21 protein-coding genes are annotated in these 24,893 nt (G+C 52.9%); 8 read left to right on the plus strand and 13 right to left on the minus strand.

What is annotated here, in order from left to right; all coding sequences use genetic code 11:
• The first annotated feature begins 2 nt into the window (after positions 1-2).
• The gene (locus GOW92_RS23310; RefSeq protein WP_170565776.1) at positions 3-938 is read left to right on the plus strand and encodes a hypothetical protein; all 936 of its coding nucleotides are present in this window, start codon (positions 3-5) and stop codon (positions 936-938) included.
• A gap of 1 nt (position 939) precedes the next feature.
• Here GOW92_RS23310 and GOW92_RS23315 read toward each other — a convergent pair whose 3' ends face one another.
• From GOW92_RS23315 to GOW92_RS23350, 8 genes are all read right to left on the minus strand, one after another.
• Entirely contained in the window at positions 940-2,043 is a 1,104-nt protein-coding gene (locus tag GOW92_RS23315; protein ID WP_170565778.1) for an ImmA/IrrE family metallo-endopeptidase, read from the minus strand.
• Positions 2,044-2,774: 731 nt separating this feature from the next.
• Positions 2,775-3,797 (minus strand): hypothetical protein, encoded by a 1,023-nt coding sequence (locus GOW92_RS23320; protein WP_170565780.1) that lies wholly within the window; start codon positions 3,795-3,797, stop codon positions 2,775-2,777.
• 646 nt (positions 3,798-4,443) lie between these two features.
• On the minus strand, positions 4,444-5,397 hold the full coding sequence (locus GOW92_RS23325; RefSeq protein WP_170565782.1) for an esterase/lipase family protein: 954 nt from the start codon (positions 5,395-5,397) through the stop codon (positions 4,444-4,446).
• Positions 5,394-6,725 (minus strand): hypothetical protein, encoded by a 1,332-nt coding sequence (locus GOW92_RS23330; RefSeq protein ID WP_170565784.1) that lies wholly within the window; start codon positions 6,723-6,725, stop codon positions 5,394-5,396. The genes GOW92_RS23325 and GOW92_RS23330 overlap by 4 nt, the downstream gene beginning before the upstream one ends.
• Before the next feature lie 653 nt (positions 6,726-7,378).
• Complete coding sequence (locus GOW92_RS23335; protein WP_170565786.1) at positions 7,379-7,906, minus strand: hypothetical protein; 528 nt, start codon at positions 7,904-7,906, stop codon at positions 7,379-7,381.
• Positions 7,907-7,913: 7 nt separating this feature from the next.
• Positions 7,914-8,312 carry a hypothetical protein gene (locus tag GOW92_RS23340; RefSeq protein WP_170565788.1) on the minus strand — a complete coding sequence of 133 codons (399 nt, stop codon included), beginning with the start codon at positions 8,310-8,312 and terminating at the stop codon, positions 7,914-7,916.
• Positions 8,313-9,273: 961 nt separating this feature from the next.
• A complete protein-coding gene (locus tag GOW92_RS23345; RefSeq protein ID WP_170477049.1) occupies positions 9,274-10,011 on the minus strand; it encodes a hypothetical protein in 738 nt (245 codons plus the stop codon).
• Between the two features lie 95 nt (positions 10,012-10,106).
• On the minus strand, positions 10,107-11,780 hold the full coding sequence (locus GOW92_RS23350) for a sulfatase-like hydrolase/transferase (protein ID WP_170386664.1): 1,674 nt from the start codon (positions 11,778-11,780) through the stop codon (positions 10,107-10,109).
• Between the two features lie 276 nt (positions 11,781-12,056).
• Between GOW92_RS23350 and GOW92_RS23355 the strand changes: the two genes are divergently transcribed.
• The 7 genes from GOW92_RS23355 (at position 12,057) to GOW92_RS23385 (ending at position 19,956) form a co-directional block, all read left to right on the plus strand.
• Complete coding sequence (locus tag GOW92_RS23355) at positions 12,057-13,013, plus strand: helix-turn-helix domain-containing protein (protein WP_170565790.1); 957 nt, start codon at positions 12,057-12,059, stop codon at positions 13,011-13,013.
• An 818-nt stretch (positions 13,014-13,831) separates the two neighbouring features.
• Positions 13,832-14,029: a hypothetical protein gene (locus GOW92_RS23360; protein ID WP_170565793.1), complete on the plus strand. Its 198-nt coding sequence runs from the start codon at positions 13,832-13,834 to the stop codon at positions 14,027-14,029.
• Positions 14,030-14,848: 819 nt separating this feature from the next.
• Complete coding sequence (locus tag GOW92_RS23365) at positions 14,849-15,196, plus strand: hypothetical protein (protein ID WP_170565796.1); 348 nt, start codon at positions 14,849-14,851, stop codon at positions 15,194-15,196.
• Between the two features lie 104 nt (positions 15,197-15,300).
• Complete coding sequence (locus GOW92_RS23370; RefSeq protein WP_170565799.1) at positions 15,301-16,179, plus strand: ArdC family protein; 879 nt, start codon at positions 15,301-15,303, stop codon at positions 16,177-16,179.
• A gap of 67 nt (positions 16,180-16,246) precedes the next feature.
• The gene (locus tag GOW92_RS23375; RefSeq protein WP_170565802.1) at positions 16,247-16,783 is read left to right on the plus strand and encodes a hypothetical protein; all 537 of its coding nucleotides are present in this window, start codon (positions 16,247-16,249) and stop codon (positions 16,781-16,783) included.
• Between the two features lie 930 nt (positions 16,784-17,713).
• Entirely contained in the window at positions 17,714-18,151 is a 438-nt protein-coding gene (locus tag GOW92_RS23380; protein WP_170565805.1) for a hypothetical protein, read from the plus strand.
• Positions 18,148-19,956, plus strand: coding sequence for a relaxase/mobilization nuclease domain-containing protein (locus tag GOW92_RS23385; RefSeq protein ID WP_170565807.1), 1,809 nt, complete (start codon positions 18,148-18,150; stop codon positions 19,954-19,956). The genes GOW92_RS23380 and GOW92_RS23385 overlap by 4 nt, the downstream gene beginning before the upstream one ends.
• A gap of 155 nt (positions 19,957-20,111) precedes the next feature.
• Here the strand turns inward: GOW92_RS23385 and GOW92_RS23390 are convergent, their stop codons facing one another.
• From GOW92_RS23390 to GOW92_RS23410, 5 genes are read right to left on the minus strand one after another with little or no spacing between them, the layout of a single operon-like run.
• Positions 20,112-21,323 carry a hypothetical protein gene (locus tag GOW92_RS23390; protein WP_170565810.1) on the minus strand — a complete coding sequence of 404 codons (1,212 nt, stop codon included), beginning with the start codon at positions 21,321-21,323 and terminating at the stop codon, positions 20,112-20,114.
• Between the two features lie 20 nt (positions 21,324-21,343).
• Positions 21,344-22,387, minus strand: coding sequence for a BtrH N-terminal domain-containing protein (locus GOW92_RS23395; RefSeq protein ID WP_170565813.1), 1,044 nt, complete (start codon positions 22,385-22,387; stop codon positions 21,344-21,346).
• Positions 22,384-23,046: a hypothetical protein gene (locus GOW92_RS23400; RefSeq protein ID WP_170565816.1), complete on the minus strand. Its 663-nt coding sequence runs from the start codon at positions 23,044-23,046 to the stop codon at positions 22,384-22,386. The genes GOW92_RS23395 and GOW92_RS23400 overlap by 4 nt, the downstream gene beginning before the upstream one ends.
• A gap of 6 nt (positions 23,047-23,052) precedes the next feature.
• Entirely contained in the window at positions 23,053-24,018 is a 966-nt protein-coding gene (locus GOW92_RS23405) for a transketolase family protein (protein ID WP_170565819.1), read from the minus strand.
• The gene (locus GOW92_RS23410) at positions 24,008-24,880 is read right to left on the minus strand and encodes a transketolase (RefSeq protein ID WP_170565821.1); all 873 of its coding nucleotides are present in this window, start codon (positions 24,878-24,880) and stop codon (positions 24,008-24,010) included. The genes GOW92_RS23405 and GOW92_RS23410 overlap by 11 nt, the downstream gene beginning before the upstream one ends.
• Positions 24,881-24,893: the final 13 nt, after the last annotated feature.

A 24,893-nucleotide genomic window follows, 5' to 3' on the forward strand; every position in this document is an offset into this window, starting at 1 on the left:
AGATGCGTGCACCTGCCCATAGGGACAAATCTAACCAACTATTGGCATCCCTAGCGAATTTTGAGGTCACTCACGGCAAACTTCCTGGGATCGTACCTCAAGCTGCGCGTGATACCTTTGTGGCGCAGATCATCTCTAGCTTAAGGAGAATAGATTTTGTTCGAAGGCTGTCGGGGGCTGGTATTTCTGATCGCAGGCTAGACCCGCACGACGAGTTCTTTGACCCCATTAAGGGTGCCGCCCTTCTGCTTCGCAAAGGTGAAATAGACGAAGCCATTTGGTTGACGTTCGTGGGCACCCAATTTGGCAAGCACGTAACCGACGGCTGGAAACTAGCCGCCAACGTGATGGGCTCGTTTTCACAGGGGCCGGTATGGACTGAGGCTCAATATCGCAACGACCGGGCTGGCTTCGATGCTATGCTCGAAAACAACGCGCCAGCACTTGACGACTGGAAAACTGCCGGACGCTATTCAAACCACCGCCAGTACGAGAGCAGGAAACCGAAGCATCTTTCGAAAGTCTTCAACTCATTCAGCAATTGGCAGAATGAACTGGGGGGATTTAGAGAGCGGCTCCAATTTGTTCATCAAGAAAGGGGTCAAAACCCTGAAGAAGCCTTCGATGGGCTGTACAAAAGCTTTAGCACTGTTCACGGTTTTGGCCGCCTTGGGACGTTTGATTTCCTGACAATGGTTGGAAAATTAGAGCTGGCGCCAATCTCTCCCGGAAGCGTTTACTTGCGCGGCGCCACAGGTCCGTTTGCCGGCGCCAAATTTTTGTTTTTTGGCGACCGCGAGTATTCCATTTCAGCAACGAAGCTGGAACCCCAAGTTGATGAACTGGACAACTACCTAATGGTGGGCAAGCAAGTTATCGAAGATAGCCTGTGCAATTGGCAAAAAAGCCCAGAGTCCTTTATCTACTTTAAGGGTTAACTCATTTCACTTCTGGTACAAACGGGTCCGAATTCCAACGGTATCGGTGTTTTAAGAATGAAAAACGGCCATACTTGACGATGCCTTTTTTCTCTAATTGCCCAGCTAGAATTCCCGGCGCAATATCGAACTCTCTGGCAGTTCTGATCAGAGATTTCGGTGACAGGCTTCTGCTATATATTCGGTCCCACCCTGACTCAGGTATCAATTGGGCCGAAGAGAATGAGTTGGCTTCGTTTTCTATCCTGTCATAGACACCACCTTCGCCATCGTGATCGATATCTACAAAGTCTCCCTGATGCAGCAATACGTGGCCGCATTCATGATAGAAAGTGAACCAAAAATGGTCGTTTGAAAGGTGCCGGAAGCTCAGGTGGATAATAGGGTTCCCACTATCACTCCACCAAGCGGCACCGCTTGCCCTACATCCCTTGGGCGCTCTTGCAGTGGTCACGGCCACACCCGCTTCCTTACATTGAGCACGAAGTTTTCGCACCATGGTGTCAGGATTCTTGAACGCCGAAAGTTTCTTTAACTCCGGAAGCATAGCGCTAAAAAGTTTTGGGTCGTAAGGAGGTAAGTTCATTTTCTCGAACTGAATTTCTCCCATACGCCGCCATACAAGTATGGCCATATCATCTGATTGGAATGCACTCGAAGTTCGAAAGGCTACATCGGTCACGCCAGCGCGATACCTAGCATTCCAATCTGCGAATGTTTTGCATCCGAAGAATCCAAGAATCTCCTTCGCCGCGACCTCCGCGCGAAGACCTTTGGTTGTGAAACCAAATTCCTTAAGTGAACTGACGGGCAAACTCTTTACCCATTCGATAAGTTCATCCGCTTGGTCGGTTGTGACCCGCCGCAATTCACATTCAAATTTCCTATCCCTATCGATCCAAAACCGGGCTGTTGAACCCACGACGTCGGAAAGGAGCTCTGCTAATTCCTCGTCAATTCGTACGTCACCCGCGATGAGATCGCTGATTTCTGATCGAGTGATATTTAGGGCGTCTGCGAGGTCATCGTAGCTAATCTCCCGGGAGCTCATAATCCGTTCGATGGTGGCTCCGGGCGGCGATGCCCAGTTTGGTTCGAGCGTCATATCATTACCTCCCCGTTCACAATGATATTCTCAAATCGAAGTCTGTGGCATCGCTGCCAATTCTTGGGGTCCGTCTCCTTATGAAGAATCGGAGCCGTGCGCAAATGGGTTCTGGACCCGATATCGAAATCCAACCGAAGATTGGGAACTTCTCCAGAGGCTTCAGGTGGAATCGGCAAGTCCTCAACGCGCATCGCTGTATCTATATCCGAAACGACACTAAAGAAGTTTCGCGCTATTTGGTCACCAAGCCGTTGGCTCGCGACGCTGTCGATCAGCGTCACGCGACGCATGAGATCTGTCTTAAAAGAAATTTCCAATGCCAAGTCGCCACTTGCTTAGCCATATATTGAATGCTCTGCTCTGCCCGCAACCAAATGTGGGGATTTTATCTGAATTTGACACTACGGTAAGCGATCTACTAACGCAAGAAATTCTCAGGATAGGACGTGAGTTTGAGTGGTGAATAAAACCTGCCGTATGTCTGTTTAGATTGGCAGCAAACCAGCCTCGCAAGCGAAACCGTAGTGCTTGGCAAACACCGGTCTGCTCGGTTTCACGCTGTAATGGAAAATTCAGAAACGGTCATCGGACTTAGAGAGCCAAGATCTGTCCTGCGCCAGAAACACATCGTTTTCAACACCATCTCCGCATGGCGGACGTTCAGCGATTTTCTCCTATTGACTGCTCTGCGGACAAAGCAGGTGATTGGAGTTCCTGTTCGTTCGACATCAAAGGGCACCAAGCAATTTCTTCGCAGCTTCTATCACCGCTTCTAGTTTCTCTGGGTTGAGCGCGAGGTAGCCTCCGACCGTCGGAATTGCCCACTTAATCGCGGTATCAACAATCAGGTCGCATTTCTTCAGACACCATGCGAAGCCTTTTTTTAATGCAGTGACCAGCGCCTCAATGATCTTTTGCAGACGTGTTGGGTCAGGATCGTCTTTGGCGACTTCGTCTTTGAGCTCTTCCAATGGCTGCCAAACGATAACCAATTCCTGCGCGATAGGAGCATCGTGGAGCGGTTCGGGTGGCATGTTGCCACCAATGCCGTGCCGGTTGACAGTGGCGTGGCGCAGCTCGGCCTCAAGCTCTTCGACGCGCATTTCGAGGTCGAATTTGGTACGGATCTTCTCGATTTCCTCGGCTACGGCTTCGAGCCCGGTTTCCCAGATCGCCTCGTCGATTAGAGCCACGCGCCGCTGCAAATCCCATGGCATTGGTTGCCCGTTCAACATTCCAGAATACCACTCGAGAAAGAAATCAAGGAAATCACCCCACTGTTCGTTTTGGCTCGAACAGTACGCCGTCAATTTGTCGTAGCTGGTTGCCAGCGTTACCGGCATAGACGCGCTCAGCCAAAGCGGTTGCTGAAACAACTGTGCGGGACGACTGTTCTCAAGTAATCTGGCATCCGAGTCTGCTTGGCGGTACGCGAGTTCGCTCCATTCCACTGTCTTTTCGCCCGCCTCGTCGCTGTCATCGTCATCGTAGCCCGCAGCACGCAACAGCACCGAAGAACTCAACACATCTACAGCGATTTCCGGGTTGCTTTCGTCAAGAGCGGCGTAGTGTGCAGAGAACACGGCGTCAGCAAAGGCTGACCACGTATCAGCCGCTGTTGAGTAGAAGGCGGATTTCAGGAACTCTTCTTCTCCATCCAAAACCTCCGCTGCTGCAACGGTGGAGATTATTGAAGAGCGGAAAACACGCCCCAAAAGCTTGGAAATCTGAATTTCGCTTTCATCACCCAATCTTGGAAGAGCCCGCAACGCTGCACGTGCCGAAAACGCGACCAATGCCGAGTGCGATTGGGTCTTTAGCCACGCTCGGGCGCTGTCTTCATCCGATATTACCAACTACGGGTTCCTCCAAAAAACAAAAACATTGCAGTCATGGGGTTAACCAGTCCAATAGTTTATTGATAGAGAATGCGTAACTCGGGCCATAGAGTGCAGCAACGGTTTGATAAGACCCTCTGTTCTGGCTTAGGGTAGGTAGCAGGTCATAAGCACTGACCAACAAAGCCAGTTTTCTATACCCTCGGTGACTTCTGGTGGTTTTGTACAAAGATGCTAGAAACCGCCAAAGTCTCGGTCATTGACCATAGGCTGCGATAGCAGACATTGCTTTTGCTGGACTGAACGGCAGTTTCGTCCGCTCACCTGTCTTTGCCATCTGACGATGGACGTCCGGAATCTGCGGTTCGCGACTTGCTGCACTCGCGATAGACCGAAGCGTGACCAAAGGCGGCTTTGGGCTCTTCGGGCGCAACTGCAGCAGAAGACACGAACGGCGGTTTTCGCCTTCTTTAAGCCACTGCACCGTCCGGCATTCGACCCCTATGACTTGCTTGCCGGATACTACTGATACAGCGGCAGGTTTAACACGTCATCGACCTCATGGATGCAAATCGATGCGAATGCGATTGTAGTGCGGGGAACGGGGGTTTTTTAGCTCCTGCCAGTCTGGCTCCTGCAGGAGAATCCACACAAGCTCTGCGACTTTATCTGATTCTTGTGGATCCGAAACGACAGAACAATGATCGTTATCCGAACAGGCTGGTATAACGGCATGGCACCGGCTTGGTTCGTCATTGGGTCCAGGAACCGAGAGGTGAAACTCCGCCCATTCGTGAGTGTCCTGCCGGGTAATTTCGTTGGATTTCTCTGTCACGATTCCGTCGTGGGACTTTTCCATCTCGATTAGTCGTTTCCTCAAGTTGAGTGCAGCGATTGCAGCCTGCACAGCATTCATCTGGATTGAAGGTCCAAACGTGAAAGAGCTTCGATTAACGTTATAATAAAGCGCCGGAATGCTCGCATAACGCGCTGCGGGGCTCATCTTATTTTGCTCCATTTGTTCGCGGCGGTTTCGCATTAACTCGGGCACCCTGGTCAAGTCATTGACGCCGTTCGTGCGCGGCGCAAGCGGTGAGATCAGATTATTGAGAACGCCTTTGGTAAATTGACCCAGGTTGGTCAGCTGAGCATTGCTTAACGCCCCTCGATTGGGAGTGGCGAGTGTTACTATTGTGTGGACCTCTACATCGGGTCCGTCGGTCGCTGCCATTCGGGCAACTAGCCCACCCATTGAATATCCGACCAAATCAATCCTGCCGTCCGGCAGGTCTTTCAGTTCTCGAGCAAGTTTACTGCCGCTGCTGTCCAGATGCTGCGTATGATCGTATCCAAACGTATAGATGGTTGCGTCCGTTCCGGCGGTGGCGACCAGAGCGTCGGCGAATGGACTTTGTATGTCGTCGCGAGTCTGCCGAATCCCATGAAGAACAACAACTGAGTGATCCAATATCTGCGGCGAGATCCGCTTCAAGCCGTAAGAACTGAAGGTCATTTTTCCTGCCCCGGCGGCACCTGCAGTATGAGTATGGCCACCTTAACAGCTTTTCCACTAGGTCCGTGTTGGATCAGGTCATCGAGTCGAATGCGTACCCACGGGCGATGACCTGGAAACACTCCCCCGACCGCTGGCAAGTCGAATGTGTAGGGCAATTCGAAAGGACCAGGATGGGGGATTACGCAAGCGGTGATCCCATTCGGATTCAACACTTCTGTGCCATCGGGCACCCAAGCGAGCTCGAAGAACTCTTCGTCGGCAGCGCTATAGTACGGGTCGAAGTCGTCGCGTTCGGAAGGGGCTTGCTGGTTGGGTTCGATCTCGATTGATGGAACAGCGGCAATGAGATCAAATGCCGGATCTAACTGAACCGGCCGCGACTCCCCATCTGAATGTCGCGAGGCAGGAAGGGATGCAAGAAACTCTTCGGTAAAGCTTTGCGCCTCATCGCCGACAAGTACGTTGGGAATTTTCGAAGGAACGCGAAGATCACCTACAGTGTTGTTTCTACTAGTTGCCAATCCGCGTTCATTTCCCAGGGATGAGACAAGACTTGCCAATTGCGGCGACTCTGATGCGGCACCCAATATACTATTCAAAACGGGGTATTCCTCGGCCAATTCGAAACCCGCCCTCGTCCACAAGTTGACCAACATGTTCCAGAATCGCGCCGCAAGCAGAGGGTTATCCTCAAACAGCGCCAGTTGCCGTTTCAGACTGCTCGACGACATCCAGCCTTGGGAATCACCTTCTTCTATCGTGAGGCTACCGCTTCCAAATATTTCTCTCATATCCAACAGCGCATAAAACGCTAGCATCATTCCAAAGAACTCTACATCACGTCCCTTTCGTGCCATTTCACTTTGCTCGAACGCTGGATTTCGTCGAAAACTGACCCTCTTTTCCTCGATATCGTCCATTGCCTCTGGTGTGACACGCGTGCTCCCGCGATTTCCGATTTCGATCCGCCGTAGGGGAACGATCGTGCTCTTGGAGCGGGCAAGATTTGCAACTTTGGATTGCTCGGCGTCCAATGCGGACCATCGAAACCAACTGGCAAATGGTATTTCTTCTGCGATGCGCTTCTTCAACTCAAATGTCTTTTCCCGGTTGCCGTCATGTCTGAGGTCAAAGTCCGATGAGAATGGTGCGAGATCAAACAGCGTTGCTCTGTCTGGGGAGCAATTGGCGATCTTTAGCATCATAGCCCTTGAAGCGGCGCCTCCATACAATACGAGGCGAATATCCAAGTCATCTGCAATCAGCTCTAGGGGCGCAAGCGCAGGAAAGTCTTCAAAACCGTGTCCACTAGGATCAAAAAACATAGCAGTAACTCAAAATAATGAATCGAGAGTAGCCAGCGTTTACTTCAATCTCAAGCTTTTTGGGTGTTCCTTTTCGTTGGTATCAAAAAATCAAATCAAAAGAGGCTTATTTCTAGCTAGTTAGCGTTTAGTGTTTACCTTGAACCAATGGCAACCTGGGTGTCCTTGTTTTCCCTAAGAATTGGCTCCGCTGCTCCAATTGACGGCTATCGTTAGCCACTGCATTAGCAACGTCGCTTTCGGATTTCTTACGAACTTGCATGTCCTTTCTGGCAAAAAACACGGCCTTGCTGCCCAAAATCGGTGGCAGACCTCGGGTGAGGATCAGCGATCCGATCTTAGGAAGCTTGGACAGGTTTGACTGGGACAACAGGGGCAGTTCCTTGACTTGGTCACTGGCGCCCTCCGCAACGACAACCCTACGCTGTCGGGCGCATTTTACCACTGGGTGTTGGCTTCATTTCTTCCGACAACTGATGCGCGCGCCAACGTGGCGATTGTCCGGTTAGTGCGGTTCGCGACGCGCCGCATGGGCAAAAAGCTGGTGAGTGATCAAAGGCAGCTCAGGGCTCACACGGGTCCATAACTGCGACAAGCTTTGATTGGTGGAATGAACGCCATCCGCCTTTGGGTGCGTCAATTGTCAACATGGCTTATTGGTTCCAGAAACACAAAGGCCATACACCTGTCAGTGATGATAGTGCCTCCCACAGGCTGCTATCTACTGTGTATGAAATAGCCGCGTATGCAGATAAATATGACAACATCTGATCCGAGGAAATATTACTAAGTCCAACGCCAAATTTGACGCTGTCAAAATAGTTCTCAAAATCTGTTTGTTGCTGATCAAAGGCAGCCAGCATCTGCGTCAGTTGTTCATCAGGCAGAGGAGTAATCTCGTCGAGAGAGATTGATTTTGAATTGATGTCAAACAGCAGCGGTCGAACCTGGTTGTCGAACCAATCAGATTGTTCATACCCAGCCGGACTATTCTCAATCCTTGCCCGATTGTAACGAAAAACGATCGACTGAAGACCTTCCAGTTTAAGAGGATCGCTTATTATTTCTTGAGCTAATGCCGAGGCCTCACCAAGTGCACTGCTGGGATCGTCAGAAAAGCTCTGTCCATATACAGGGGAGCATAGCAAAAAAGCAAAAAAGCCCAATAAGATCCGTTTCACGGTACAATCACCTCTTTAGTTGAATAAATCCTACAGCAGTTAAGAGTGCTCCAAATATGAAGCTAAAAAACTGCAAATTGGCCATGAGGGTTAGTGCTGTCGCTTGCTTGATCTGCTCTATTTCCGAAAACTCTTTCCCTTCGAACGTTAGCGACATGATCACTGGGGTCTTGTCAATTAAGGCTCCCAAAACAGCCCACGATGACAAGCAGGAAACACCAAGTAACACGATGCCAAAAATGAAAAACCAATTGAGCTTTAGCGGGAGAATTTGACCTTCCCGAATTTTGAGCTGTACAGCTAAAGCTGCCGCCCCACCCAGCAATGCAGTGGTCAACGAAAGCAAAAGACTGGATTGACCTTGAATGCTGGCTATCAGTGATTGGGCGGTGTCAACGTCTGTCATGGTGAACTCATAAATCAACGAATAATATGCCCTATCGTGCTGTAGTGCCAAGTTCTCTGTCAAGTCGTCCAACCACTGTTCACGTGCAGTGCGAGATCACGGAAATCGGCACCACTCTAGCGTACCCGCCCGACCTGACTGCTGCGGTCGACCACCTAGACACCTGCTTGGTCGAGCTCAGGCTACAGCAGAAAGTACCAGAAATGGCACGTGATGTCTGGCTTCTTCGTCATATCAACCCGCGTGGCAAAGAGTGTTTCGATGCCATCACCAAGTAGTTGGTCGAGGCAGACTTGTTTTGCTAGCCAAATCGGAGAAAACAGTCCTTGGAGCAGCCACAGTGAGGGGTGCGATGTCCTTGTCCGCACCATGGCCTTCTGTGACACGCGCAGGCAAGGTCCGGTTTGTCCACTCACCCAAGATTCGTTACCTGGCACCGAACGTCCGGAATGCGTGGTTCGCGACGCTCCGCACATGCAAAGAATGGAAGTCTAGTCGGCGGCAGGTATGGGCTCATTCGACTAATTGGGGACGTCGCAGAGAATGGCTGCACCGAGCCCATTTTGACCGATGCTGCGCGATGCCCGAATGACTGCAATGCGCAGACAGCGGACTTTGCAAAGTCTTGGGTACAGATCGTAATAGAAGTCTCTTTTCTCAGAACTCTGGGCCTAAGCATCGCTGGCTGGGAATTAGAAGCGCGAACGACGGATTCAGTTTCAAGGTTCAAATCCAACTCAGCGGATCGCCCAGAAACTGTTGATCTTCCCCGAGTTCATAGCGGAGTGAACAGATAGAATGATGCGGCGTGACGCCAATTTATTTCCTACCGACCCGGAGCGGGCAGGGATTGGCTCAAGGCAGTTCCAGGAAGGGTCAAGATAGACGCAGAAAACAATTGGCTGAACAGAGTTCTGGCCTGTGACATAGATGATCTTCGCCGAGGTTGGGTGTGGGTGAACTAGTAGTTGAAACGCAAACCTAAGCCGGCACCTTTATCGTAGGGGCGGTCGGAACCTATACCGATGAGGAAATCAGCATAAATTGCGATGCCAGGACTGAGGTTCTTGCCAATCTGGAACTCAGCGGTCGCTGGCCAAGCATCGTTCTCCCAGTCATATGGTGCTTTGATATCAGCCTTGGCCCAGTACCCATCGCCAAACGGTTGTAGCGCAATCAACCGCATCGCGGTTTGGTTTATGTCCGTCGGGCCATTGTATGAAGCAAAATGCTGGAGCAGTGGGATCAGCGTCAGCCCTGATTTTGTGTTTGCAAAGGCGAACCCGCCAAAAGGCGCAATTTGATCGGACCCGGTTCCGATCCCTTTTTCCGGGTCGCCAAAGTCCAGTATCCACTCCAGGCCAATGGCCGACTTGATGGCCCACGTTTCGTTGAGCGGTCTCTGAGAAGGGAAATAGATCGCTTTGAGGCTCAATTTCTCAAAGTCAGTGAACCGAGTTCCAGTCACATCCGTTGAGTTGTAGTGCAACTCATATTTCAGTTTCAGATCAGGCCGCAGCATGTATGCGCCATCTATAAAGGCGTCCTGCTTGTCAGCACCGTTGCCCAAATCAAAATACTGATACCGGATGTCCGTGTTATTGACTGCGGCCAAAGGGTTTGAAGCGTTTTCATCGGCGATTGCTGGGGCCGCAACAATGCCAGTCGCCAATGCAAGGACAAGCGCTTGGATTTTCATATTGCTTCCAGAATTTTTGTTGTGGATGCCAAGCCCCACATCAAGCATATCATTATCTGATGCGGGGCTTGCATTACTTTTATCAGCTTCACCTTTTAGTCGGGCTGAATGTCCCGCTTGGCGACAAAGGCATCCACCGCTGCGACGGTTTCAGGGCGAAGGTTCACGATACCTTCATAGGGACGTCCAGTCGCGGCCGGTTGATCGGGGTACATTTCCTTGAATTTCAGGTGGCGGGCAATAATGCGGTTAAACTCATGTCCAGCCCATGCTCCGATCTCGGTCGATACGCTCTGTTCTTCGCGGGGGTCGCGGAACAGGTTGTAGAACTTGGCCACGATAGCATTTTCACCTTTGGCCGGAACTTTGAGTTTGATGTGTTCCTTTACCACCTCTTTCAGCGAATTGATCGAGTAGATCAGTACATGATCCCTGCGCCCATGCGTATCGCCAATAAACATCAGGGACGTCTGATCGACACCGTCAATGATCCGGTCGCGGGGGATGGCATCCATCGCTCCACCGATACGCGCAATTGACGTGAACAAATCAGAAATATGAATAATGTCAGATACAATCGAGTCTCCCTCGATCAAGCCGGGCAGGCGGGCAAACGCGTCCACCCGAACGCCTCCTTCAGACGTATCGGCCTTGCCGCCGCGGAAGACCAGCGGCGAAAACCCACTGCCGGGGGCATATTTGGTGAAGTGACCGTTGTCGCCCATCAAAACGATTAGGGTATTGTCCCTGAGCCCCAGCGCATCGACTTCGTTCAGAATGACCCCTATCCATTCATCCAGCTCTTCCATGCTTTCAACGAATGTACCGCCGTTGGGTGTCGTGAACGCCTCTCTCGTCGTGCGCGTTGTCGACAGAGGGACAAGCGGCCAGTATTGCAGGAAGAACGGTTCATCCCGTTCTGCTAGCAGGCGCAACTGTTCCATCGCCTGTGCCTGATAGCGGATGTTCATTTCATTATATTTGTCCTGGGTCCATTTCTCACCCGGTTCCATATGGACTTCGCGGACCTCCCCGCCAATAACAGCTTCAAGGCCGGTAATCATGTGTCCCGGATCAGGGCGAAACCAATCATCCAGCGTGTATTTGGAGTTGTAGTTGTCTTCCCCAATGGCCATGGTGATTTCTTCTTTGGCTGCATCTTCGTTGAAGATGGCCAGCTGGCCCTGTTGATGGATGGGGAACGCGGCGTAGTCAAAGCCCTGATAAGTAGGCCAGGATTCCTGAATGTCGCCCATGTGCCATTTGCCAACATGCGAGGTGTTGTAGCCTACGGATTTCAGAACTTCGGCAATTGTGACTTCTTCATCGGCAAGGCCAAAACCCGAAATATCAACGGCGGTATCGCCCATCCCATTACGATACGGCTGGCGACCCGTCATGAAGGCGACCCGAGACGGTGTGCAGGAAGGCTCGGTGTACATGCGCGCAAACCGCATGCTTTCCTCTGCTAGCGCGTTGATATTGGGCGTCGAATACCCGCGTATCGCGTTCATCTCGGGCATGCCCATGTCGCCAAAACCCATATCGTCAATAAGGATGTAGAAGATGTTTGGTGGGTTCCCTCCGTTCTTCTCACGAAAATCGGCCAGCAGTTGGTCAACTTGTGCGTCGTTCTCGACCCAAACGGCTTCGTTTTGCTGCTTCAGCACATAATATTCCGCATCATGCACGATATTGCTGTCCTGAGCTGCCGCCGTGATAGCGGAGCCGGCAAAGACCAGCGCGGAGAGGAACAGTTTTGATTTCATGAGATACCCCTGTTTCATGATTTACTTGTTTTCAGACCTTCAAGGATCAGATGATGGCAAAAGGTTGAAAGGGAGAGTTCGCTATCTTCAGCCTGTGAGCGCAACAACTCTTTTTCGCTTTTGGTTAGCAGCGTTACGACGCGTTCGGTGCGCGCAGTATCGTCAGGCAACGATGGGCGTCCGAACCTCTTCCCTCTCGATTTGTGTGCTTTGTCTTGCAATTGTCCAAGCCTACATATTCGAATAACATTTCATGAAAACTACCTGCGAGGCGGAATGGACGACATCAAAAAACGATCAGCCTCCAAAAAAACCTACGCCCCAAACACACTTTTTTTGCAGGACCCTTCGCAATTCCGCGAACTGTCCCAATGGGATGTCGAGCTACGCCAAATTGAAGAGGGAACTATGAACTCTTCGGTATCCGTTTGGGCAGGTCTTAACCTTCAAATGATTGATTTGTCGTTTGACAAGGCTGTGTACCAAACCGGTGTTTCTCGCCCTGACATTCTAGCGTTTGGCTTACCAGACAAAGGGAGTGTACGGACTTGGCTTAACGGCTCCCCCTCAGACACCGCTCTGATGAATTTTGGTAGCGGAGACCCTTTTGAAGGCGTGAGCAATTCAACGCTCACAGGCCTGACCTTTGGCATCGACATCCGAAGGGCTCAACGGATCGCCGACGATTGCGGTCTTGATATCAGCACCGTGCGAAATGACGCTTTGAGATCTTTCGTTAGCGACGCTGGCAAGCTCCATTCCTTAGTCAAAAACAAAGCGCGCTTTCTAATTGGATCAGCGGCCGGACCAAGCTCTGATAGTGAAGAGAGTGATATGATCTTAGAGCTTCTGGAAATGCTGGTGGTAGGCGAAAAATGGGGTGATCGGCGAAACAGTAAAAATAGAACCCGTTTAGCGCAACAAGCCGTTGAGTTCATGCGGGCCCATTTGATGGATAACGTTTCAATCGGTGAAGTATGTGCAGATATACAGGTATCCGCATGCACTCTTCGTCGCGCGTTTCAGGAAACATATGGGGTGAGCCCCAAGCAGTTTTATCTAAGAGCCCGTCTCGGTGCTGTGCGCCATGAACTGGTATCCTGCTCGCCAGAGGAGAGTATATCGGACATCGCAAACGCCTACGGATTTTGGCACATGGGTCAGTTCGCGCGAGACTACAGAGCACTCTTTGGACAACTGCCGACACAAACGTTGTCAGATAAAATGAACTGAAACAGAGCTTGGCAACAGTCTTTGGCGCAAGGTTTATGTCAAGCTATGGTAATTGCGGAGCCAATGTCAGAGTTCAGTGGCTAGCGACGCTGAGACCTTGGCAATACGAGGCCTAACTTGTCCGCAACACGAGAATTGCAAAGTCGGATTTTGAAGGTCCGCTTCGGGCTGCTTGCGGTCCAATGCATCCGCAGCGCCCAAGCAGCGCTGTAATGACCGCAAGGGGCTCCAAACTGCTATCCTTGGCGCAACGACTGCATTGAGTTGCTCTCGGGCGCACAGTCGAATGGGGTTCAGTTCGAATTTGGGCTGATCTAGCGCTCTACCACCCGTTCCACTTCACTTTCAGTTTTTACAGATGACGCCAGGCGCTGCCTTGAGGAAAAGGGCGGTTTTGCACCGCCTCGTAACCTGATCCGGCGTTGCGTATGTGAACCCGTGTCGGGAAAGCTGCCCGCAGTTCGTCCATCAGATCGTGCCGCCCCTGGTTGGATCGAGGTGACGTTGCCGTGAAAACGCGGTTTTCTGATTAAGCGTCTCGCGCGCATCAGCCCCAGAAGTTTTTGCCTTTCTTCGGTTGCGACAGGTTTCACCCCGTTGCCAGTGAAGAACCTCGCAGGCGTGTTTCCTCATTAATGAACATAAGCGGGCAGTCGGAAAAGCCGCTCCTGATCTGCGTGAAGATCAGAAGCTTCAACGACTATTTTCCGCCGCCGGGCAAGCCCGGCTTTGCATCGCGAAGCAAAATAGCCGCTGACATCCCCTTAGTACCCGCTTTGGGCATGTTCATCGAAACACGCAAAAGCGAGGATCAAACAATGGCAACTCAAACTCTGAAACTGAACGTCAAAACCGGCGAGAAAGATGGCAAAAACTTCTGGGACCGTTGCGGTGTCGCTTTCGTAAACACCGACGAACAAGGCAACATCACCTCGATCCAGGTTAAGCACAACATGTTCCCCGGTGTCGAAATGGTCGCTTTCCCGAAACGGGAGAACGACGACACCCAAAGCTGAGGACGGGGCAGGGCGGCGCAAAACCGCCCTTTTCCCATGCTCCGGTTCCGGTCGCGCGGCAAACGCCAGCTCGATCTTTGCCCCGGACAGCAAGCTGCAGCACCGTCAAAAACGTTGGTATGTATAACGGATTGCACTTATCCGGTGCTCGGACTTAGAGAGCATCAGCTGGGCAAATCCCGAGCCTGCAGCTCGGGACCGCGCCCTATTCGGCTGCCGGCTGCGCCGCCATCCTCACCTAACCAAACACGCCCTGCTGCCCTTTGGCTTGGGTAGCGATGAATCCTGTCTCTCCGAGCCAGCATGTCATCGTGGCCAAATGGGTCGGCCTAACATCTTTGTTTCGGCCCTGAAGGGTGGCGACTGGCTTTTGCAAGAGACAGGAGAGATCCGCGCGCCAGGCGCGGCTCACTCTATTCATGCGATCGCAGCCCGCCATAGGCGGTCTGCGGCGCTTGTTTTTCCCGAACGTCAGGGGGCCGAAAATCTCTCGTATCTGATCCCGTCGTGGTGGAAGGCGCAAAGAGAGACCCGCGCCACGGGCGCGGATCACATTTCTCTTTTTGTGCGCCTCAAGCAGAAAAACGGCTTTTACCCGCAAGCGGGCAAACTTTCCGTTTTTCAGCCTGACCCCCTCGCCCTGGATCAGAAACGGATCTTTTCCATCGGCCCCCCTCCTCACCGGGAAAAAACGCGGAGGGGAGCGGGGGGAGAGGACAGTCCAGCAGGCCGTTTCCGTGGCCTGCTGTGTTCACAGCAAACCGCAAGCGGACAGGTCGGGATCATCGGCCATCGTACCACCACGAAAGGAAAAGGACCATGACGACCATCTTCTGCGATAACCCAGGCTCCTGCATCGAACCCGGTGGCTACACTCTTGATGACGAAAGTTGGGAGACCGAATGCCGGGACTGTGGAAAGGCGGCGCGGGAATCCTGTTGGGAAGAAGTCGAAGGCGGCAGCATCAATCGATACTCAGCAATCCGCTGCGGCCATTGCGGCCACCTGAGCGGCAACGGCATCCAGGACGACGAGACCGAGTATCAAGACTACGGCCCTGAGGGATTGGATTTTATGCCGCCATCGATCCAGAACCCGAACGACCCGGACTACTGGCGGGACGTCAAGCGCCAGGCAGAGGCACGCGATTGGATGGGATGGCAATAGTCGCGCCATTTTCAAATTCAACAGAGCGGGTCGGTCCATCGGCCTGCATCACCCCGAAAGAAAAAAGAGGCAGCTCTTCGGGGCAGCTTTCAAGGAGAGAAGAGATGGCCACGAAATTCGATATCTACCAGCACGTCACCGACCAGATCATCGCCGCGATCGAGGCGGGAACGCCGCCCTGGCGCCAGCCGTGGACCGGATCGGCAGGCGGTCTTGTGTTTCCGCTGCGTTCGAACGACGAACCCTATCGCGGGATCAATGTCCTGATGCTCTGGCTGGCGGCCGAGGTGAACGGGTACACATCCGCCCACTGGTTCACCTACCGCCAGGCGCAGGAGATGGGCGGGCAGGTTCGCAAGGGCGAGAAATCCTCTCAGGTTGTCAAATACGGAACTTTCGAGCGCGAGAACGACAGCGGCGATCCGGAGCAAATCCCTTATGCGAGAGCTTATCGCGTATTCAATGCGGATCAGATCGACGACCTACCAGAGCGGTTCTACATCAAGCCCGAAGATCAGCGCGATATGGGCACCACGGCCGAGCCCGGGCTTCAGGCATTCTTCGAAGCCACGGGCGCCCGGATCAAAACCAGCGACCAGCCGCGTGCTTTCTATAGCGTCACGGAAGATTACATCCATATGCCACCCGTGGGGACCTTCCACAGCGCGGAGGATTATTTTGGGACACTGGCACACGAAGCCGTGCACTGTACCGGTCACAAGTCCCGGCTCGACCGCTTCAAGGTGGGCATGGCAAAGCAGGACCGGGCGCAGGAAGAGCTCGTGGCCGAGATCGGCTCTGCCATGGTCTGCGCCCGCCTCGGACTGGTCCCGGATTTCGAGCAGAACGCGGCCTATGTTGAAAGCTGGCTGAAAGCCCTGAAGGAGGACAAACGCGCCATCTTCAAAGCGGCCAGTGCCGCACAGAAAGCCGCAGATTTCCTCTTCGAGACGGCTCCGGAGGACCTGAAGCAGGCTGCGTAAGCGGCCTGCCTGTCAAGACAATTGTTTTCTTGAACTTAACGCAAACCAATTCAAACTGGATAGTGTCATGACCAACCCAAGCACATCAAACGCGATCACCAAAGTTGCTCGCCGCGTCTGGAAGTCGGCACAGCTTTACGTCGGGTTTCACAAGGACAAGCAGGGCCGGTCCCGCGACAAGGCCCATGTCTGGCCGCCGAAAAATGCATCCGCCACGATCCACGCTGATCCAAGTGAGCAGGAGGCGTTTCTGGTCGTCAAATGCGCTGACAAAGATGCCGGAGAGGATGTGCAGATCAAGTTGCGCCCGGATCAGATCATCGTGCGGCGCAGCAGCGGTGTCTACTGGCAGGGCATCCAGATCACCGAGAACTGTGTCGTTATTCGGACCGCCGATGACGCACTGATCAAACTCAACTCCGATGGGTCGGTCACGCGCCAGACCGAAGGTGACGAGACCACCGTTGAAATCAACGGCTCAGTCTTCAAGCGCACCGAATACACCGAAGCCTTCATGTCCGGCGATGGCGTCGAGATGTCCCGGAAGACGCCAAACCATATTGCCGCCATTTCTGAGGATGGTGTTATCAGCAAGGCGCGTTAACTCGGAAAAAACGCCCTTACCTCTTCCAACTATGGAAGCAATTGGCCCGCTTTGGCGGGCCTTTTTGCGTGCGTTGGCACGGTGTCCTGATTCCCGCTCGGGGGTTCAAAATCCAGGCCCGGCAGATCTGGCGGCATTCACAGGCGGGCCAGATCTGAATAGCCCGCACCACAGCGGTTATGCAGCACCAACCCGCTCTTTTCGCGCGGACAATCCCGCGCGACAATCTTTAAAGCGTCCGGCAGGGTCGTGTCCGCGCCCGCCAATTCGACAAATCGCTTTTTTGAGTACCTTCCAAACCGACTGCACGTCGCGCAGTCGATCCGGACGGTTGCGAACGGAAAATCCCAAACTCTCACCAGCTGACCCCGGTTGGTGGTTATTGTGCGCGGCCTCAAAATCCGCTGCTGCGTTTCGTAGCATTATGTCGAAGGTTTCAACTTGCGGGTAGGCCAAAAGGGTGTGCTGTCCCATCCGCTTGCGGCGGCTGGGTAACCCCCAGCCCGGTCGCCTCGCGACCGCCCATTCCTGATCCTTCGAGCTGGCCGTGAGGTCCGGCTTTTGGTGCCGGGGGCTGCAAGGGGCGGACCCCCCACAGCCCCCGGCTGACGTTCCCACTAGGGGGGCCGCCAAGGCGGCCGAAAATGCGCGCGCCCGCAGGCGCGCCGAAAATGCTGAGTTGCAATTTTTGTGCCGGAATGTGAGGGGCGCTGTTCGGGCAGCCCACGCGTTGCGTGATTGCCCTGCGCCGGTCCACCGGCACCGCGCCTGTTGTTGGGAAAAGGGGCGGGACCCTTTTCCCCGGCGCGGAACATAGCCACCAGATCGCGAAGTGACTCCGCCGCAAATCCTCGGAAAACGGTTCCTCGGATTCGCTGCGGTTCGCTTTTGGTGCTTTGACAGGATAAGGTGGTTGTGTTACAAAACTCGATGAGTTATCGTAAGACCATGAACAAAACTGCCGACACCTCCGTGTTTTCCGTCCGCCTCCCGTCCGATGCGATTGCGCTTCTAGAAAGCGCGGTGATGTCCTTAGGTGCCAAAAGCCGGAACCAGATCATCCAGCGATTAATCTACAAATTGATCGGGTACCTCGATCCGGACCCGGAAGTGGTGGGCCTGTGGCAGAAGCATTTGCGTCAGGTTCAGGGTGGATACACCAACCTCAACCAACTCGCGAAATCGGCCAAGAAAGGGGCCGTGATCTGGACGGATGACGACCGCCGTGACGTCGAAAACCTGCATCGTTCGATCGTCGAAATGCGTCGCGACCTAAAGGCGCTGGTCACCGCCGCCCAGCGAAACCGGGAACCTGAATCCGTCATTCGTCGGTTGTTGCAGGACGAGTACCAGGAGGATGCGGCGTGACGGCTCATGCGCTAGATCTTACAGCGGCCGAGCTGATTGAGCTTGCGTTCCGATCCGCCGAGAAGGGCAGGGACCTTACGCAGCGTGCGGCGCTTCAGCTGCAGGCCGCGCGCCGGATGAAGTTTCTTATGTCTCGCGCCTCGCCGATCAAGACCCGCCTCGGCGCTTGCTTTGGGCGCCCCGAAGCCGTTGTCAAATTTGTCCGAAAGGGCGGGGTTCAGAACGGCAAGGAGCTGCGCCGCCAGATCGACTACCTGGTCAAACGTGCAGAGGGAGTTCTCGATATCCGTGAAAACGGTGTGTCCCCCCTAAACGCCCAGGAGATCGAGGACACCATCTCCGAGTGGCATGACGGTTTCACCGGTAAGACAAACTTCGGATACACCCGCCACATGATCGTTTCCTTTCCTTCCGACACCCCGCCTGATTTTGCGCATTCAGCTGGTCTGGAGTTCGCAGATCGCGTGTTCGGTAGCGGGAAGTTTGGCGACACCTGGGACTACCTGAGTGTCTTTCACAACGACACCGACAACCCCCATGTCCACCTGATCGTGAATTGCCGTGGCGTCGAAAACGGGCATTGGCTCAAGACTGGCATGACCGGCGAAATGAATATCGATGTGCTGCGCTCGATCCAGGCCGAAGTGGCGAACGAGTTTGGCATCGACATGACAGCAACAACCCGTTTCGAGCGCGGGCTGGTCAAGGAAGTACCCACGGACACGTGGCAGGTTCAGGCCGGAATGACGACCGTTGACGGGGTGCCGGAGGTCGAGATCAGAGCGCAGGAGGCGGCGCGGGATATGTCAGCTTTGTCCCTTGCCAGTATATCCGAGCAGTTCGCCGAAACTTCGACGCTTATTTCTGACCGCATTCAGCAATACGCCATTCAGCTTATTGAAGGAGAAACGATCATGGTTTCGCAACTGGACTATCTGTTGACGCAGGCGGATTACTTTGGCGACAACAGAAATCCTTCTTATGTGTCTCAGCCGATCATGCGGGAGTTGTGGGACCTGCGCGATGCCGGCGGAACAATAGACATGGTTGGCGCGGATCTGAAGGCGCGGATCACAGATCATATCAACGACACCAGAGACACCGAACAAAGCCACCCGCATCTCTCCGCACTTGCGGAAATTGCCGGTTACAGGGACTTCCGGAAGTCCGGTGCGTATGTGACCGGATCGGAACGCTACGTTCAGTTCATGAATGATCATTTGGGCGAAGACGTCTTCAAGGTGCTGGATGAGCAGACAACAGGTATCCTTCAGTCCATTGCAGACATGGAGCGGTTGCCCGGCAAGGTCGAAAACCCCGAATTGCGCACGACGATGGAGCTTCAGATCGGCGACTTGAAAGCCCAGGTCGCGGTTCTGCGCCCCTACGATGCCAAGCTGCAGACGTATATGGTGGATGACAATCGCTACAACAACGCATTTGGAACCGACCGGATGGACGCGCTGGAAGGTCCAGAGGCCAGCAAATGGGAGGCCGTCAAATCAGCAATTGTCGAGCGCGCCGAGGGTACAGGCCTCGACGCCGATCTCTTCCTGGCCCGCTTTTCCAGCCACGAGAACGTGTCGCTTGGAACGTCAATCGATTGGCGCAATACAGACGAAGCCGTTGCGAGCGCCTTCTTCAAGGCCAAGGGGGTTGGGGATTGCGACGTGCAGGCCAAGACGGCCGTGGACGAACTGCACCAGTTCGCCGCCACCAAGATCAGGGAGGTCGCCCAGGAGATCAGCCACACACACGAGCAGGCAGTGTCTCGTGGACATGAAGATGATGGGCATAGCTTGTAACTGTGGCGGATTGCACTTATCCGGCGCTCGGAATGCAAACATCGTGATTTTTCGCTCGAATTAACTGCGACTATCTGGGGTGCCTTACAGGTGGTCAGCTTCTTCCGGTATTGAGGAAAAGCCTGATCTAAGGTCAAGTTATGCGGTAACGCTGATTAGATCCAATCTTCAACGTTACCTTCATATCCAAGCTGTGCACTTAAGTCTTTTATATGTGCGGTTGAAATTAAGGGGAGTATGTTTGCAGCGCGATCGCGCCAGGCAGCTTTCCGCGGAGCCACAGAAGCATTCATCAACCGAGTTTCGGTAAGTTGAAAACGTGGCACCTGAAGCCAATCACAAAGGCCTTCGACCATTTCAGATCGGCTTTCGGATGAGGAGGTCATATCTTCATAATGGGCCTTAAACGGTTGATGCCGTTCTTTCTCGCACCAGTTAAGCACAGATGTCTGCGCCGTGGCCCACTGTGCAGCACACAAAGTGGGCAAATCACTGTTTCGATAGTCTATCCAACCAGGAAATAAGTCTAACTTCCACCATTCTTTCCGCCAACTAGCAAGATCTGAATATCCTTTAATATTGAGATCGCCTACGCGAAAGCTTTGGTACTTCTTTGATAACCAAGCGTTCATCAAGCCATTAATTGATGCGGCTGGATTACGCTGCAAATGCAGTACTCGGACCTGTGCATTCTTGAATAGAGCTTTGTAGAATTCTAGCCGGTATACATCCCCGGCACTTTTGATGATGATAGGCTTTGTTTGAATATCAGCGCGATCAGCTCTTTGCCATGGTTGGAACAGCACTAGTGGCGGGCTTTCTAGTGCATAGTCGAACGGATAGTTATGATCGGCCGAAGCACTTGGTTCCTTGCTGAAATCGTAAAAATCAGGATCAATTGGATAAATTACTGCCATTTTTGCGAGCAATGAAGCTGAAAACGCAACCGGGTCAAACGGCCGAAGCTGCTGCATTTCGTGGTCTACCGCTTGAGTTACGATATCCACAGCACGGTTGTCGAACGTGAGTGTTGGCCATTGAAGCGCTAAGCGCCGTAGAATATCTGAACAGAATTGGTTGGCATCTATGATTCGATCTAATGGATGCCCTGTTTCAAGGCTAAGATCGCTGCGAAATCCGTCATCGGCTTTCTCAACATCACCTGCGTTTAGGGCTTCGCTTGATAGGTTTCCTTTGGGTGGGGTAAGGCCATGCCGTCGAAGAAACGTTGTCAACTCGCCACGAAAATGGACGAAATCCCGGGATTGCTTTAGTTGTTCGACCAGCCAGCTGGAGCCGGAGCGTGCTGACATTGCAACGATTACGACTGTTCGTGCATCCCGTGTAACATCAAAATCCAACTTCACTTTGTACACTTCCTTAGCAGTTACAGATTTTTAATCGCAGTTTCGATGGAATCGAGAGCCAGTTCATGATCAAGAGCGAATTGCGGGGTCCGACGCGCAATCTCGGAGATCGCGACACTCGTGCCAATGTCACCATGCGCTCCGTGTGCACCGAACAACCGAAATGCAGTCCATTTCGCTGCCAAGCTGTCGACCCTGCGTGCCGCTTCACACAACTCAGCGCTTGAAAACGCGTGACTGGCCTTCTTGAGATATTCCGCGTGCAATGCGGTTTGGGCTAGGTGTGCCCATCCGATCGTATAGATCTCTGATAACCGCTGCTGAGCAGCTTGTTCGGACTGGCGCGCTTGCAAAACTACGTCTTCCAAATACTGCCGCAGGCCGGTTAGCCCCTTCAACGTGGCATCTGACAGATCTGGGTCTCGGAAATCCCGAAGGTTCTGGACCAGAACATCCTTAACAAAGGCGATGTCAAGAGGGGGTGGGGAGCTGGGCGGGTGTATATCAATCCACTGAAAACTCAGTTCCGCACCGGCAAAAAAGTAATCGCGCCATTCTTCGCGGATTTCGTTTTCTGAACCGATGGCCTTCAGCAATTGTTCCCGTGAAATCGAACCGTGATATAGTGGGGGGGTAGGTTCCATAATTCGATACGTCTCGTTTAACATATCGTAGCCTGTGACTAAGACCAAATGGGCTGCATGGACATCGTGCCATGCTGGGCGATTTGGCATGAAATAGTTGTCTTCGACCAACATTACAGGTCGCCCATCAAGAAGCGCTTTTTCAACATCTACCAGCATGGCATTGGCGTCGGGTGCGCTGTGCCAGCGGGCGCTCAGGTTGTGAAAAGGGGCAAGGTCCCTGCCAAGATCACCATATGGCGAGGGGTAATAGAATTCCTGCTGTGAGACTTGGGCCGGATCGTGAAAGAAGGACCAACGCGCGCCCAGAATCGTGATCGGGTCTTCACCATAGTATTTTAACGCCATCGCCATACAATCTTGCAGGCAACTAACGCTTTCGTGGAACCAGAAATCTAATCTATCCGTGGCAATACTCATTGGTCAATATCCTCTGAACGTAGGCAGGTTACAGCGAACAAGTGGGCTGCAACGTTGCGTGGCAGACGAATGGCGGAAAGCGGTGTCTCGCGGGCAACCGGGATTCGTGATCGCCAAATAGCAGGCTCGATGCGTACCTGCCGGTGGCGAGGAAAATTTAGACTGTCAAAACGTAGCGCTTCAATTTCGCCGTTTCGGCCCTTGGCTCCAGGCCAAAAATCAGAAACACAGAAAGGCACAAAATCGACGCTGCCGTCAGAAAAAAACAGTGTTGCCTCATCTTCTACACGGCGTTCTGCGCTGCATAGCATGTAAATCCAATCATATTGATCCACAGGTAGGACGATCCGTTGCCCATCGCAGCGGATATTGTCTGGAGTTTCGCCGTCGGTCTGCGGAAAGCTGAATTTCACCCTTCCCACATCAATGTAACCTGGTAAATTGGCGACTGCCTCTTGCGGGTAAGAGTTGCGCCATATATTCAATTGCCCTTTTGACAGATCATTCAGTCCTGCAAACGCAATATTATTAAAATAGGATAGGAGCGGCACAGTCACCATTCGTCGCGACCGGTCGGTTTGTGGATCCTCCCAAGAACCCGGTTGCGATAGAGCGGTATAATAGCTCGAAAAATCATTTGCTTTCATTACAAACTCCATCTTTTTTCATTGTGGAAGGGCTAGGTGGCGCAGAATTGCATCTCTCAATCTAGGAGCGCTGATACCGCATTGTTCCAGAAGTGTTTTCTCATCCCCAACACGGCTTGGAACATGCTCAGGCACGCCAACACAGGTGACAGGGCAAGGTTGTTTTTGGGCCACCACTTCGCATATGGCGCCGCCAAGCCCGCCTTGAATCGTGTGTTCTTCAACTGTTATCAAAGCCTTGGTTTCTCTAGCCGCTGCGACAATTGCTGCAGTGTCCAATGGTTTGATTGTATGCATGTTGATAACGCGAACAGACGCCTGCGAGAGCGACAATTCGGCCGCCTCAAGCGCAGCTGCAATTGCGTGTGGTCCACAACCGATAATCGTGATATCTGCTCCGTCCCTTAGGATTTGTGCCCGTCCAAATTCAAACGGATTCGGTTGCCTGTGGAGGATTGGGGTCGGATTGCGTCCCAACCGAATGTAAATAGGCCCGTCGTGCTGCGTCGCTGCAACAAGGGCCTTTTCTGCTTCATAGGCGTCACAGGGCACCACTACGGTAAGGTTAGGAAAGCTACGTAGGATTGCTAGATCTTCCACACAGAAATGCGTCATACCATAGTGTCCGGCGGAAAGCCCACCGTGTGACCCAATGATAACAACCGGCAAATCATGATAGGCGATATCAAGTTTGACCTGTTCACAGGCCCGTGTCGACGCAAAACCGGCCATGGTATGAGCTACTGGTCGACAGCCTCCCTTGGCCAAGCCCGCCGCGATCGACATCATGTTTGCTTCGGCGATTCCGACATCAAAGTACTGCTCTGGCAGCACATCCCCAAAGCAGCTATCAAGCCCCCCAATATCGCTGTCCAAGCACAAAATATCGCGGTTCTCTTGGGCAAGACGCAGCAACGTCTGTCGACAATGTTCACGCGCCGAAACCAGTTGACCGTCGGGGTTTGAAAGAGGCTCAATAGGCATCGGTTGTCTCAGGATTCTGGTTGTTTTTTGTGGCGTTCAATTGGCCGCGTGCGCGATGATAAAGCCGGTCACTTAAGGCGACTGAATGACTCTTTCTGTTGTTCTCCATAAAAGCCACGCCTTTAGCCTTTGTCGTGTTTGCGATGATCAGGCGAGGGCAACCACTCTCTTGGGGAGAGGGCGACAAAGTGCTTACTAGAGTGCCAATATCATGGCCGTCGATTTCGAACACTTGCCAACCATAGCTTTTCCAACGCTCGGTCAGCGCGCCCTTAGGCAACCAGGGCTCCACGCTTCCGTTGATTTGAAGATCGTTGCGGTCGATTATCGCGGTCAAAGTACTGAGGTTGAACCTGGGCGCGGCGCTTGCGGCTTCATAGACGCTGCCCTCCTGTAGTTCGCCATCGCCCATCAGGACAAAAGTGCGATTTTCACGTTTTTTCTTGCGGGCGGCAAGCGCCAATCCAATGCCCAGCGACAGACCGTGCCCTAATGAACCAGTGGTGAATTCTACTCCTGGCAAACTGTGCGATGGATGACCGCCAAGATAGCTGCCATTCTGGCAGTAAGTCTTGTGATCACCCTCTGGCAGAATGCCGCGTCGCATCAACGCCGCATATAGCCCTGCAGCGATGTGACCTTTACTTAGGACAAAGTGGTCGCGATTTTGACAATCGGGATTGTCCGGGTTCAGTCGCAAGATCCGATGATACAAAACAGATAAAATGTCAGCAGCCGACAGAGCTCCTCCCAGATGGGCCCCGTGAGGCTGATGCGCCATTTCCAATACCAAACGTCTAATTTCGAAGGCTTCGTGTGCCAAGAACTCATGACTGCGGGAAGTGACGGCGGCGATTGTCATTTGGTCTACCCTC

It is taken from the genome of Ruegeria atlantica, assembly GCF_013032505.1.
In the GTDB taxonomy this organism is placed as follows: domain Bacteria; phylum Pseudomonadota; class Alphaproteobacteria; order Rhodobacterales; family Rhodobacteraceae; genus Ruegeria; species Ruegeria atlantica_F.